General features: G+C 73.7%; 10 protein-coding genes. 3 read left to right on the top strand and 7 right to left on the bottom strand.

Annotation, left to right across the window (positions count from 1 at the left end; all coding sequences use genetic code 11):
- Window positions 1-2: 2 nt before the first annotated feature.
- The 3 genes from ABD875_RS10200 to ABD875_RS10190 form a co-directional block, all read right to left on the bottom strand.
- Window positions 3-632 (bottom strand): class I SAM-dependent methyltransferase, encoded by a 630-nt coding sequence (locus ABD875_RS10200; protein ID WP_345174536.1) that lies wholly within the window; start codon window positions 630-632, stop codon window positions 3-5.
- The gene (locus ABD875_RS10195; RefSeq protein WP_345174515.1) at window positions 629-1,786 is read right to left on the bottom strand and encodes a CaiB/BaiF CoA transferase family protein; all 1,158 of its coding nucleotides are present in this window, start codon (window positions 1,784-1,786) and stop codon (window positions 629-631) included. Before ABD875_RS10195 ends, ABD875_RS10200 begins: the two co-directional genes overlap by 4 nt.
- A 61-nt stretch (window positions 1,787-1,847) precedes the next feature.
- Complete coding sequence (locus ABD875_RS10190) at window positions 1,848-2,447, bottom strand: DJ-1/PfpI family protein (RefSeq protein WP_345174510.1); 600 nt, start codon at window positions 2,445-2,447, stop codon at window positions 1,848-1,850.
- Window positions 2,448-2,486: 39 nt separating this feature from the next.
- Here ABD875_RS10190 and ABD875_RS10185 point away from each other — a divergent pair, with 39 nt between their 5' ends.
- On the top strand, window positions 2,487-5,690 hold the full coding sequence (locus ABD875_RS10185; protein ID WP_345174502.1) for an ATP-dependent helicase: 3,204 nt from the start codon (window positions 2,487-2,489) through the stop codon (window positions 5,688-5,690).
- Complete coding sequence (locus tag ABD875_RS10180; RefSeq protein ID WP_345174496.1) at window positions 5,687-8,848, top strand: ATP-dependent helicase; 3,162 nt, start codon at window positions 5,687-5,689, stop codon at window positions 8,846-8,848. Before ABD875_RS10185 ends, ABD875_RS10180 begins: the two co-directional genes overlap by 4 nt.
- Here the strand turns inward: ABD875_RS10180 and ABD875_RS10175 are convergent.
- From ABD875_RS10175 to aztD, 3 genes are read right to left on the bottom strand one after another with little or no spacing between them, the layout of a single operon-like run.
- Complete coding sequence (locus ABD875_RS10175) at window positions 8,818-9,882, bottom strand: NAD(P)-binding domain-containing protein (protein ID WP_345174490.1); 1,065 nt, start codon at window positions 9,880-9,882, stop codon at window positions 8,818-8,820. The two genes, ABD875_RS10180 and ABD875_RS10175, sit on opposite strands and share 31 nt — an antisense overlap.
- A gap of 28 nt (window positions 9,883-9,910) precedes the next feature.
- Window positions 9,911-10,621, bottom strand: coding sequence for a purine-nucleoside phosphorylase (gene deoD, locus ABD875_RS10170; RefSeq protein ID WP_345174483.1), 711 nt, complete (start codon window positions 10,619-10,621; stop codon window positions 9,911-9,913).
- A gap of 24 nt (window positions 10,622-10,645) precedes the next feature.
- Complete coding sequence (aztD, locus tag ABD875_RS10165) at window positions 10,646-11,881, bottom strand: zinc metallochaperone AztD (protein ID WP_345174474.1); 1,236 nt, start codon at window positions 11,879-11,881, stop codon at window positions 10,646-10,648.
- Window positions 11,882-11,967: 86 nt separating this feature from the next.
- Between aztD and nudC the strand changes: the two genes are divergently transcribed.
- Window positions 11,968-12,873: an NAD(+) diphosphatase gene (nudC, locus tag ABD875_RS10160; RefSeq protein WP_345174446.1), complete on the top strand. Its 906-nt coding sequence runs from the start codon at window positions 11,968-11,970 to the stop codon at window positions 12,871-12,873.
- A gap of 96 nt (window positions 12,874-12,969) precedes the next feature.
- Here the strand turns inward: nudC and ABD875_RS10155 are convergent, their stop codons facing one another.
- A complete protein-coding gene (locus ABD875_RS10155; RefSeq protein ID WP_345174441.1) occupies window positions 12,970-13,221 on the bottom strand; it encodes a mycoredoxin in 252 nt (83 codons plus the stop codon).
- Between the last annotated feature and the right edge of the window lie 22 nt (window positions 13,222-13,243).

Genomic DNA, 13,243 nt, shown 5'->3' with positions numbered 1-13,243 from the left:
GCTCAGACGAAGTGGAACACCCGCTGGCCGGGCCCGGGCACGCCGTCCGGCCCCGGCCACCGGGAGACGCCGACCCGGAAGCCGGACGGGTCGCTGACGAACACGACCTCCTCGAAGCCCGCGTCGAGGAAGAGCCCGCGCACCAGCTCCGCCGGGTCTCCCTCGTACGACGTGGGGTCGCGCGGCACGTTGTTGCCGCGCGTCCAGACGACGTGACCGCCGGCCACCAGGAGCGAGGGCGTGGCGGCGACGGTCCGCGCGATGTCGTCGTCCGTGACGTTGCCGAAGATCCCGCACTCGAGGAGGACGTCGACAGGCGCGACGTCGGCGTACGACGCGGTGGTGCCGGCATCGGCGGTCCGCACCTCGATCCCCGCCGGGGCGTTCGCCCGGGCACGGGCAGCCAGCTCGGGGTCCAGCTCGACGAGCACCCCGGTGACCGAGGCGTCGGACGCGCGGACGACGGGCAGCGTGTCGCGGCCGTCACCGGCGCAGAGGCTCAGCAGCCGGACCGGCCCCTCGGCCGCGGCCAGCAGCCCCTGCAGGGCGCCACGCACCACGGTCAGCCGCTTCGAGAGCGACGAGTCCGGGTCGTCGTAGTGCTCGTGCCACTGCTGCCAGTCGCGGCTCACGACTCCAGCCACTCCCGGATCGACGCATCGTGCTGGCCCAGCGTCGGGGGAGCGAGGTGCGTCGAGCGCCCGCCGGAGTAGGGGTTGTCGTCGAAGCGGATCGGCGACCCCGGCAGCTCGAGACGACCCTTGGTGGCGTGCTCGACGTCGATCACGAGCCCCTGCGACCGCGTCTGGTCCCAGGTGTAGACGGCGTCCATCGACCGCACCATGCCCGACGGGACGCCGGCCGCCGAGAGCAGCTCCAGCCAGTGCTCGGCCGGCTGGTCGGCGAACAGCCCCTCGATGCGCTCGATCAGCGCGCCCCGGTTGGCGACGCGCAGCGCGTTCGTCGCGAACGCCGCCTCGGCCGGGTCCCAGCCGAAGGCGTTGCACAGCGCGCGCCACAGGCCCTCCGAGCCGCACGCAATCTGCACGGGCGCCGTGCCCGTCGCGAACATGCCGTACGGCGAGATCGACGGGTGGTGGTCGCCGGCCAGGCCGGGCACCTCGCCGCCGACCGTCCACCGCGTGCCCTGGTAGGCGTGCACGCCGACCATCCCGGCCAGCAGCGACGTGCGGACCACGCGGCCCCGGCCGGTGCGGTTCCGCTCGTGCAGCGCGGCGACCACGCCGTACGCGCCGTACATCCCGGCCACCAGGTCGGCGATCGGCACGCCGACCTTGGTCGGCTGCTCGGTGCCGGTGATCGACATCAGCCCGCCCTCGCCCTGCGCGATCTGGTCGTAGCCCGAGCGCGACGCCTCCGGGCCGTCGTGCCCGAAGCCGGTGATCGACAGCACCACCAGCCGGGGGTTGAGCTCGTGCAGCCGCTCGACCGAGAAGCCGAGCCGGTCGAGGACGCCGACGCGGAAGTTCTCCATCAGCACGTCGGCGCGCTCGACCAGGCGCGCCAGCACGTCCTGGTCGGCCTCGGACTTGAGGTCGAGGACGATCGACTCCTTGTTGCGGTTGGCCGACATGAAGTACGTCGACTCGCGGTCGTCGCCCTCGCCGAGGAACGGCGGGCCCCACCCGCGGCTGTCGTCGCCGGAGGGCGACTCGACCTTGATCACGCGCGCGCCCATGTCGCCGAGCATCATCGCGGCGTGCGGGCCGGCGAGCGCGCGGGTCAGGTCGAGCACGAGTACGTCGGACAGGGGGCCTTCGGTCATGTGCGCACGCTACTGAGGCGCACCGACGCCGCCTATGGCGAGAGGTGCCAACGCGGGCAGCTCACGACTGCCACATCCACTCCATCTCCGTGACCGTCCGGTCGCGGGTCTCCTGCCCGGCCAGCAGCTGCACCACGTGCAGCGCGAGGTCCACGCCGGCCGACACCCCGGCCGAGGTCAGGATCGTCTCGCTGCTGCGCACGAACCGCTGCCCACGGACCACCTTGGTCGTCGGCGACACGGCGGCCAGCTCGTCGAACGCGTCGTGGTGGGTGGTCGCCGGCTTCCCAGCGAGCAGCCCGGCCGCGCCGAGCACCAGTGCGCCGGTGCACACCGACAGCAGCAGCTCGGCCTCGGCGGCCCGCTCGCGCAGCCACGCCAGCACCCGCTCGTCCGTCATCAGCGCGCGCGACCCGGCGCCGCCGGGCACGACCACGAGGTCGGGGATCGGCGCGCCCGCGATCGCGTACGTCGGCAGCACGGTGAACCCGCCACGACCTGCGACCGGATCCCCGGTGACGCCGACCGAGTGCACCGAGAACGGGTTGCCCTCGCCCAGCTCCCCGGCCACGTTGAAGACCTCGTAGGGCCCGGCGAAGTCGAGCACCTCCATGTCGTCGAAGGCGAGGATGGCGACAGTGCGTTGGCTCACGAGGGCCATTGTCGAGCCATGTCGGCGCCAGGTGGTTGGCTAGCCCACATGACGGCCACCCCGACGACGTACCGCCTGGTGCGGCCCGACGTCACGGTCGCCGTGCCCGAGCTCGACGAGCACCAGCGCCGGGTCGTCGACCACGCGGGTGGGCCGCTGCTCGTGCTCGCCGGCCCCGGCACGGGCAAGACCACGACCCTGGTCGAGGCGATCGTCGACCGGATCGAGCAGCGCGGCGCCAAGCCCGACGAGATCCTCGCGCTCACGTTCTCCCGCAAGGCCGCCGAGCAGCTGCGCGACCGGGTCACCGCCCGGCTCGGCCGCACCATGTCGACCACGCTGAGCTCGACGTTCCACTCGTTCGCCTACGCGCTGATCCGGCGCTACTCGCCCGCCGAGCTCTACGAGGCGCCGCTGCGGCTGCTGTCCGCGCCCGAGCAGGACGTCGTGCTCCGCGAGCTGCTCACCGACCACCCCGAGTCCGTCGTCTGGCCCGAGTCGCTGGCCAGCGCCCTCGGCACCCGCGGCTTCGCCCGCGAGGTCCACACCGTGCTGTCCCGCGCCCGCGAGAAGGGCCTCGACGGCATGGCCCTGAAGGCGCTCGGCGAGGCCGAGGGCCTGCCGGAGTACGTCGCCGCCGGGCTGTTCCTCGACCAGTACCTCACCAACCTCGACTCCCAGGGCGCGACCGACTACGCCGACCTGATCCGCCGCGCCACCATCGAGGCCGAGGCGCACCGCGACGAGCTGCGTGCGCAGATCAGTGCGGTGTTCGTCGACGAGTACCAGGACACCGACCCCGGCCAGGTCGCGCTGCTGCGTGCGCTCGCGGGTGACGGCCGCGACCTGGTGGTGGTCGGCGACCCCCACCAGTCGATCTACGGCTTCCGGGGCGCGGAGGTGCGCGGCATCCTCGACTTCCCGACCGAGTTCCCGCGTGCCGACGGCGCGCCCGCCGACGTGGTCGCGCTGCGCACCACCCGGCGGTTCGGGCCGCGACTGCTGGTCGCCTCGCAGCGGGTCGCCGGCCGGCTCGCGCTGCCCGGCACGATCCCCGCCGAGGCGCGCGCGGCGTTCCTCGCGCCCGAGGCCGAGCCGAACGACCTCGGCGACGGCCGGGTGCTGGTCCGCACCTTCGACACCGAGCGTGCCGAGGCCGAGCACCTCGCCGACCTGCTGCGCCGCGCCCACCTCGAGGACTCCATCCCCTGGGACCAGATGGCGGTCCTGGTCCGCTCGGGGCGGGCGTCGATCCCGCCGCTGCGCCGAGCGCTCGGGGCGGCCGGCGTCCCCGTCGAGGTCGCGAGCGACGAGGTGCCGCTGGTCCGCGACCCTGCCGTCCTGCCGCTGATCGATGCGCTCCGCGCCGTGGTCAACCTCGACAACGACGACATCGACCACGTCGACCACATCGACCCGGCGCGCGCGGAGGCGCTGCTGCTCGGGCCGCTCGGTGGGCTCGACGCAGGCGACGTACGCCGCCTCGCCCGGCGGTTGCGGATCCGGGAGAAGGAGCAGAGCAAGGCCGAGGGCCGCACCCCGCGCACGTCGCGGGAGCTGGTCCGCTCGGCGATCGTCACCCCGGGGTTCCTCGACGGCCTCGACGGCCCCGAGGTGGTGCGCGCCCGGGCGCTCGCCCAGCTGCTCGTCGACGCCCGCGACGACATGCGAGGGGGAGCCTCGGCCGAGGAGCTGCTCTGGACGCTGTGGTCACGGACCGGCTGGCCGGCCCGGCTGCGCCGCTCGGTCGACCTCGGCGGGGGCGCAGCCCGCCGCGCGCACCGCGACCTCGACTCCGTGTGCGCGCTGTTCGACGTCGCCGCGCGGGCCGAGGAGCAGCGCGACCACGTCGGCGTGCGCGCTTTCCTCGCCACGCTGGTGCAGCAGCAGATCCCCGCGGACACCCTGGCCGAGCGTGGCGCCCGCGGCTCCGCCGTGCGCCTGCTGACCGCGCACCGCGCCAAGGGGCTCGAGTGGCGCCTGGTCGTGGTCGCGCACGTGCAGCAGGAGGGCTGGCCCGACCTGCGGCGCCGCTCGACGCTGCTCCAGGCCGACCGGATCGGCGAGCACGGCGTGGTCCCGCCGGTGTCCGCGCGCGAGCTGCTGATGGAGGAGCGCCGGCTGTTCTACGTCGCCTGCACCCGCGCGCGCCAGCGGCTGGTCGTCACCGCGGTCGCGTCCGCCGAGGACGACGGCGAGCAGCCGTCCCGGTTCCTCGACGAGCTCGGCGTCACCGTCGAGCGGGTCGTGGGCCGCCCACCCCGGCCGCTGTCCCTCGCGGGGCTGGTCGCCGAGCTCCGGCGCACCGTCGCCGACCCCGACACCACCGAGCCGCTGCGCGAGGCGGCCGCTCGGCGGCTTGCCCGGCTCGCCCCCGAGGTCCGCATCGCCGACCCGTCGTCGTGGTGGGGCACCCGGGCGGCCACCCGCTCCGTGCAGCCGGTCCGCGACCCCGACCAGCCGGTGCCGGTGTCGGCGAGCGTGCTGGAGTCGATGGCGGTCTGCCCGACCCAGTGGTTCCTCGAGCGCGAGGCCGGCGGCATCTCCCGGGCCCACCAGTCCGCGAACCTCGGCGAGCTCCTGCACGCGCTCGCCCAGCGGGTCGCCACCGGCGAGGTCGAGCCCGCCCTCGACGTGCTGATGGAGCACGTCGACGCCGTGTGGGACCGGCTCGACTTCCGCACCCCCTGGTCGAAGCTGCGCGAGCACGAGCGAGTCCGCGCGGCCCTCGGCCGCTTCCTGCAGTGGCACCTGGCGAACCCGCGCCGACTCCTCGACACGGAGTCCGCGTTCACGACCGTCGTCCAGCTCGAGAACGGCGAGCACGTGAAGCTCACCGGGTACGCCGACCGCCTCGAGGTCGACGCCGACGGCAACGTCGTGGTCGTCGACCTCAAGACCGGCCGCACCAAGCCCAGCAACAAGGCCGTCGAGAGCCACGTCCAGCTGGGCCTCTACCAGTACGCCGTCGACCACGGCGCGGTCGACGAGCTGGTGCCCGGGGCGCAGGCGGGCGGCGCCGAGCTGGTCCAGCTCGGGCTCACCGACGGCGGCGAGACCGCGGTCGTCCAGGCCCAGGACGTCCAGGCCGAGGACGGACCGGCCCGCGACGAGCTCCGCGCCCGGCTCGGTCACGCGGCGTCGCTGCTGCGCACCGAGACCTTCCCGGCGGTCGCCGGCCAGCACTGCCGCGACTGCACGTTCGTTCCGATCTGCCCGATCAAGAGCGCGGGGCCGGTGACCAGCCAGTGATCCGCCGCATCGACAGCCCCGAGGACCTCCAGGAGGTCATGGGCACGCCGTACGCCCCGAGCGACCAGCAGTGGGCCGCGATCTCCGCGCCCCTCGAGCCGGCGGTCGTGATCGCCGGAGCCGGCTCCGGCAAGACCACGCTGATGGCCGCGCGGGTGGTCTACCTCGTGGTCACCGGCCAGGTGCGGCCCGACGAGGTGCTCGGCCTGACGTTCACCACCAAGGCCGCCAGCGAGCTGCGCCGCAAGATCCGCGAGGCGCTCGCCGCCGCGGGCGCGCTGGAGCAGCCGGAGGACGGTGAGGACGTCCTGGAGCCGACGGTCGCGACGTACAACGCCTACGCCGCCGGGCTGCTCACCGACCACGGCCTGCGGATCGGGCACGAGCCCGACACCCGGGTGATCACCGACGCCGCGCGCTACCAGCTCGGCGCGCGGGCGGTCGACCGCTACACCGGCGACGTGCGGCACCTCTCCGACCACCCGGAGACCGTGATCCAGAACCTCCTCGCCCTCGACAGCGCGATGAGCGAGCACCTCGTCGGCCCCGACGACGTGCGCGCGGTCGACGACGATGCGCGGGCCGGGTTCGTGCGGGCGCTCGAGGAGGAGGTCGCGGGCAAGAACCGCGTCACCTACCGCGAGGCCGTCGAGAAGGCGATCTCCGCGATCGACCGGCGCGCCGAGCTGCTCGGCCTGGTCGAGGCCTACCGCCGGCTCAAGCGCGACCTCGGCCTGATGGACTTCTCCGACCAGATCGAGCTCGGCGCCCGGCTCGCCCGGGAGCAGCCGGACGTCGGCGCGCTGGAGCAGACCCGCTTCAAGGTGGTGCTCCTCGACGAGTACCAAGACACCTCCGTCGCCCAGGCCGTGATGCTCTCGCGGCTGTTCGGCGACGGTCACCCCGTCACCGCGGTCGGCGACCCCAACCAGGCGATCTACGGCTGGCGCGGTGCGTCGGTGTCCAACATCCTCAACTTCGCCGACACCTTCCCCTCGGGCAGCGGCCGCCCGGTCCCGACGTACCCCCTGACCGTCAACCGCCGCTCGGACGCCCGGATCCTCGAGGTCGCCAACCGGCTGGCCGCCCCGCTGTACGCCAAGTACGGCCAGGTCGAGCCGCTGGTCGCCAAGCCCGAGGCGGAGACCGGCTCGGTGACCGCGCGGGTCTTCGAGACGCACGCCGACGAGCTCGCCTGGCTGGTCGACGCCGTGAAGGAGTCGCACGACGGCTCGTGGGCGAAGATCGGCGTGCTCACCCGCGACAACGCGCACGCCGAGGACGTCTTCGACGCGCTGACCAGCGCCGGCATCCCGGTCGAGATCGTCGGCCTGTCCGGGCTGCTCCGGCTGCCCGAGGTCGCGGAGATCGTCGCGACCCTGCACCTGCTGCACGACGTCACCGCCAACGCCGCCCTGCTCACGCTGCTGACCGGCCCCCGCTGGGCGATCGGCCCGCGCGACCTGCGGCTGCTCAGCCGCCGGGCCGTGGAGATCTCCGGCCGTCTGGGCCGCGGCGCGGCGCCGGAGTCCGTGACCGAGCACCTGCTCGAGATCGCCGACGGCATCGACCCGGCCGAGATCCCGTCCCTCGACGACGCGCTCGCCGACCCCGGGGACCATCCCTACTCGCCCGAGGCGCTCGAGCGCTTCGCCCTGCTCTCCGCCGAGCTCCGCACCCTGCGCACGTACGTCGGGGAGCCGCTGCTCGACATCGTGCGCCGGATCATCGACACCAGCGGCACCGACGTCGAGCTCGCCTCGGCGGTCAGCCCGGCGGCGTCGGCGCGGCGCGACAACCTCGATCTGTTCGTGAAGGCGGTGGCGGACTTCCAGGCCGTCGACGGCGACGTCACCCTCCCGGCGCTGCTGGCCTACCTCACCGCCGAGGACGACCAGGGCAACGGCCTCGACGTGGCGACCCCGACCGAGGCCGACTCGGTCAAGCTGCTCACCGTCCACCGCTCCAAGGGCCTCGAGTGGGACTTCGTCTTCCTGGTCGGCGTCTGCGAGACCCGGTTCCCGTCCAACCGTTCCCGCACGCTGTGGACGTCGTCGCCGGCGATCCTCCCGGCGCCGTTGCGCGGCGACGCCGCCGACCTCCCGCAGCTCGCCGGCCACGACAAGGCCGCCCTCGACGCCTACCGCGCCGCCACCCGCGACCACGACGCCGAGGAGGAGCTGCGCCTCGGGTACGTCGCGTTCACCCGCGCGGCCCGGCGCCTGTTCGTGTCCTCCTACCTCTGGAGCCCGCGCGCGACGCCGTTCGGCCCGTCGGCGTACCAGCTCGTGGTCCGCGACCAGCTCGACGACTGGGGCGAGCCGGTCGCGGACTGGCTCGACAAGCCCGAGAAGGGCGCCGCGAACCCGTACGACGCCGTCGACCCGTCCCGTCCGTGGCCGCCGACCGGCACCGGGCGTGAGGCCGCGCTGCGCATCGAGGCCGCGCGACGGGTGGTCGAGGCCGACCCGGAGGCGGTCGACGCCGGGCTGGACATGATCGAGGCCGCGCGGGTCGCGGAGTGGGACGCCGAGCTGGACCGGCTGCTCGCCGAGGCGCGCCGAGACCGCAGCTCCGACGTCGCCGTACCCCTCCCGTCGAGCCTCTCGGCCACCGCGCTCGGCCGGCTGCGCGACGACCCCGAGACGTTCGCCCGCGAGCTGGCCCGGCCGATGCCGCGGCCACCGTCGTCGGCGGCGCGGTTCGGCACCCGCTTCCACGCGTGGGTGGAGGCGCGGTTCGGCCAGCAGGACCTCTTCGACTACGGCGACCTGCCCGGTCGCGGAGACGCGGGCATCGACGACGACACCGACCTGAAGGACCTCATCGCGACGTTCGAGTCCGGGCCGTTCGCGAGCCGGGTGCCCCATCAGGTCGAGGCGCCGTTCGCGCTCGTGCTCGGTGGCCAGGTCGTGCGTGGCCGGATCGACGCGGTGTACGTCGACGGTGACGACCACCTCGTCGTCGACTGGAAGACCAACCGGTCCGCGACCGCCGACCCGCTCCAGCTGTCGATCTACCGGCTGGCGTGGGCCGAGCTGCACGACGTGCCGCTCGACCGGGTGCGCGCGGCGTTCTATTACGTGCGCACCGGCGAGGTCGTCGAGCCCACCGACCTGCCGGACCGTCAGGCGCTGGAGGCGCTGCTCGCGCTCTGAGCGAGCCAGCGGGCGACGCCGGTGGCGGCAGCCCGGCCGGCGCGGTTCGCGCCGATCGTGCTCGCCGACGGGCCGTAGCCCACCAGCTGCACGCGCGGGTCCGCGACCGCGGTGGTCCCGGCCCGGTCGAGCTGGATGCCGCCGTGCTCGGAGCGCAGGTGCAGGGGAGCGAGGTGGGCGATCGCGGGCCGGAACCCGGTCGCCCAGAGGATCACGTCGGCGGGCCACAGCGACCCGTCCGGCATCCGCACGCCGTCGGGCTCGATCGCTGTGAACATCGGGTGGCGTCGGTAGGCGCCCAGCTGCTCCGCCGCCCGCTCCTGGTCGCGCAGCGCCAGTCCGGTCACGCTGACGACGCTCGCCGGCGGAAGACCGCGGCGTACCCGCTCCTCCACGAGCGCCACCGCCTCGCGCCCGGCCTCGGGCGTGAACTCGTCGGTGCGCCACACCGGCTCGCGCCGGGTGACCCAGAGGGTGTCGGCGGCGACCGGGGCGATCTCGCCGAGCAGCTGCACGCCCGACGCGCCCCCGCCGACGACCACGACGCGCAAGCCGTGGAAGTGGGCAGGACCGGGGTAGCCGACGGTGTGCAGCTGCTCGCCGCGGAAGGTCTCGATGCCGGGGTAGTACGGCACGTGCGGCTGGGTCCAGGTGCCGGTCGCGTTCACGATCGTGCGCGTCGTCCAGCTCCGCTCACCGGCGTGCACGACCAGCAGCTCGCCGGCCGGCTCGACCCGGTCGACCCGCACCGGACGCAGCACGGGCAGCCGGTGCGCGCGCTCGTAGGCGCCGAAGTACGCCGGCACCACGGCGTTCGCCCGGCCGGCCTCGTCGGCGGGGGAGTCGGAGTCGGGGAGGGACGCGATCCCGTGCACGTCGCGCATGGTCAGCGAGTCCCAGCGGTGCTGCCACGCGCCACCGGGTGCCGCGTCGGCGTCGAGCACGACGTGCGCGATCCCGCGCCGCGTGAGGTGGTACGACGCCGACAGCCCGGCCTGCCCGGCACCGATCACCACCGCGTCGAGGATCTCCACGTCGGCAGAACGCTGTCGGGGCGCGGGTTTAGTCCGTGACGGTGGTCCCAGCCGTGAGCGCCATCTCGACCATCTCGCCGAACGTCTGCTCGCGCTCCTGAGAGGTGGTCTCCTCGCCGGTGACCAGGTGGTCGGAGACCGTGCAGATCGCCAGCGCCCTGCGGCCGTGCTGGGCAGCGAGGGTGTAGAGGGCGCTGGCCTCCATCTCGACGGCGAGCACGCCGTACTCGACCATCCGGGCGGCCAGCTCGGGACGCGCCGCGTAGAACGAGTCGCTGCTGTAGATCAGCCCGACGTGCACCCCGTCGCGGCCCTCCGCGGCGTCGTACGCCGCACGCAGCAGCCCGAAGTCGGCGACCGGGGCGTAGTCGAGGCCCTCGAACCGGATCCGGTTCATCGACGAGTCCGTGCAGGCGCCGGACGCGATCACGAGGTCGCGGATCGCGACCTTCTCGCTCATCCCGCCGCACGAGCCGACCCGGATGACCGACTGCACGTCGTACTCGGTGAAGAGCTCGTGGACGTAGATCGCGAGCGACGGCTGGCCCATGCCGGAGCCCTGGACCGACACCCGGTGGCCGTTCCATGTGCCGGTGTAGCCGTACATCCCGCGCACCTCGTTGTAGAGCGTCGCGTCCTCGAGGAAGGTCTCGGCGATCCACTTCGCCCGCAGCGGGTCGCCGGGCAGCAGGACCAGCGGGGCGATGTCCCCGGGGCGGGCGCCGATGTGCGTGCTCATGGCGCCCACCCTAGGGACTGGCGGTCAGCCGCTGACGCCCACCAGCTCGTTGGGCACCTCGGGCAGCGTCAGCGTCCGCACCACCTCGAGCCGGTCGAGGTCGACGACGTGGATCTCCCGGGTCGCCGGCTCCGTGACGTACGCCGTCCCGTCGACCACCTCGAGCGTCGGGCGCGGCTGCTCCCAGTCGAGCGGTTCGCGCCACGGCGCGACCACCGTGAGCGAGGAGCGCACCGCGGCCCGGCGCACGTCGATCACGCGCAGCGCGCCGTCGGTGCCGAGCACCAGCCCGTCGCCCTCGGGCGTACGGCCGAGCGAGCGGAACGAGTAGCTCGCGGGCAGGTCGACCAGGCGCAGCGAGGCGTCGGTCGTGTCGATGACGCTGACCCGGGTCGGGCGCTCGAGCGCCGCGTCGGGGTCGACCTTGTAGTCGCCGAGGACGTACGCCGACTCGTCGTGGCCGGCCTGGTTGCCGATCCGGCCGTACGCGTCCGGTGCGTCCACCTTGGTGATCTCGGTGCCGTCGACGACGAGCACGCCGTCCTCGCACCCCACGACCGCGACCTCACCTGCGAACGCCTCGCCGTGCACGCCCGGGCACTCGTCGCTGGACGCGAGCTGCTCGCCGTCCGCGGTGACGACGGTGATGCTCGACCGCTCCTCGCTCGTGCCGAGCGTGTGCAGCCAGCCACCGTCGTGCGTGCGGGCCGCGACGCCGTGGTGCGGGTCCGGCGTCGTCGCCGTCTCGGTCTCCAGCTCGTCGGGCTCGTCGAGCTCGTGGGACTCGAAGGACGTCATCGTGCCGGTGCCGTCGTCGAAGAGCGTGGTCCAGCCGTGGTGGACGACCACGTGGCCGGGCTCCTCGGCGGGCACCGTGAAGTCGAGCAGCGCCGGGTCGTCGGCGTAGGAATGGCCGTGGTCGCCGTGGTCGGACGTCCAGGACCCGAGGTCGAGCGCCGTGAACCCGCCCGCCGCGCTGACGAAGGCGTGCCGGTCGTCGCCCGCGGGGTTGACCCGCAGGAAGCCCCCGAGCGGCTCGTCGAGCAGCACCTCGCCGTCCGATGCGCGGACGACGAGCACGCCGCCGTCGTACGTCACCGCGAGGCGCGGCTCCGGTGCGTCGACGGACTGGACGGACGGCGCCTCGGGCGTCGACGACGGCTGCTCGGCGGCGGGTGAGTCGTCGTTCGCGCAGCCCGTGAGGGCGGTGAGCGCGAGGGCGACGAGGACGGGAGTACGGCGGAAGACGTGTCGTGACATGACCATGATTCTCATTGCAAATGAGAATCATTGTCAACAACGAGGTCGCTCGGCGTGCCGCTCCGCATGGCGCATAGCCTGCACTCGTGAGGTACCAGCACGAGCGCCTGTCCGCGAACCCGCACGACCGCGCCGGCGCCTACCGCGCTGACGACGCCTGGCTCGCCGCGCGGTGGGCCGACCCGGAGTCGCGGGTGCTGGTCGTCGCCGGCACGCGCGTGCGGCCGGTGGCCGGCGCGCTCGACTGGGTCGCGCCGGCGGAGGCGCCGGACGGCCTCCGGGTGCTGCTGGGTGAGCACGACGGTCGCGCGTGGTTCGCGGTGATCGTCGACGCCGAGATCTCCAAGGCCGGCGGCGACTGGACGCCGCTGCGCGGGCTCCTGCCGTTCCTCGCCGACGACGCGCTCGCCGGCGCGCCGCTGGTCTTCCACGCGCTCGGCCTCGCCGAGTGGCTGTGGGTCACCCGCTTCTGCCCGCGCTGCGGCGAGCCCCTCGCGCCGCGCGCGGCCGGGCACGAGCTGGTCTGCGAGAACGGCCATGTGCAGTTCCCGCGCACCGACCCCGCGGTCATCATGATCGTCACCTCGGGAGAGCCGGGCGCCGAGGACGAGCGCTGCCTGCTCGGGCGCCAGGCGGTCTGGCCCGAGGGTCGCTACTCCACGCTGGCCGGCTTCTGCGAGCCGGGGGAGACGCTCGAGGACGCCGTACGCCGCGAGGTGCTCGAGGAGTCGGGCGTCGTGGTCGGTGACGTGGAGTACTTCGGCAACCAGCCCTGGCCGCTCCCGGCCAGCCTGATGCTGGGCATGGTCGGGCGCGCGACCAGCACCGAGATCGCGGTCGACAACGACGAGCTCGAGGACGCGCGCTGGTTCACGCGCGCGGAGATGAAGGAGCTCGCCGAGGCCGGCACCCTGCTGCTCCCGCGCGGCGTATCGATCAGTCGCTCACTCGTGGAGCACTGGTACGGCGGGGAGCTGCCCGGCGAGTGGTGAGGCCGGACTTCTCGGCCTTTCCTGGAACTTCTCAGCCGTTGCAACACCCAGGAAGTGACGGATTCCCCGGTGCACCGGGGAATCCGTCACCAGCGCTCAGCCAGCCAGAGCGGCCAGCTTCTCCTTGACCTGCGCCAGCGACGGGTTCGTCTGCGCGGTGCCGTCGGAGTAGACCAGCGTGGGGACGGTCTGGTTGCCGTTGTTGACCGACTCCACCAGCTTGGCGGCCTCCGGCTGCTGCTCGATGTCGACGATGTCGAACGTGATGCCCTCGCGGTCGAGCTGGCCCTTGAGGCGGTGGCAGTAGCCACACCACGGGGTCGAGTACATCGTGAAGGAACCGTGCATCGGGACTGTCGCCTCCGGCGTC

The organism is Nocardioides caricicola, assembly GCF_039541135.1.
Lineage (GTDB): Bacteria > Actinomycetota > Actinomycetes > Propionibacteriales > Nocardioidaceae > Nocardioides > Nocardioides caricicola.
This window is presented reverse-complemented; position numbering and strand designations above follow the sequence as displayed.

Coding starts and splice junctions, on each gene's coding strand:
- ABD875_RS10195 (WP_345174515.1), bottom strand. CDS start 1,786: ATGACCGAAGGCCCCCTGTCCGACGTACTCGTGCTCGACCTGACCCGC.
- ABD875_RS10185 (WP_345174502.1), top strand. CDS start 2,487: ATGACGGCCACCCCGACGACGTACCGCCTGGTGCGGCCCGACGTCACG.
- aztD (WP_345174474.1), bottom strand. CDS start 11,881: ATGTCACGACACGTCTTCCGCCGTACTCCCGTCCTCGTCGCCCTCGCG.
- ABD875_RS10155 (WP_345174441.1), bottom strand. CDS start 13,221: ATGCACGGTTCCTTCACGATGTACTCGACCCCGTGGTGTGGCTACTGC.
- deoD (WP_345174483.1), bottom strand. CDS start 10,621: ATGAGCACGCACATCGGCGCCCGCCCCGGGGACATCGCCCCGCTGGTC.
- ABD875_RS10190 (WP_345174510.1), bottom strand. CDS start 2,447: ATGGCCCTCGTGAGCCAACGCACTGTCGCCATCCTCGCCTTCGACGAC.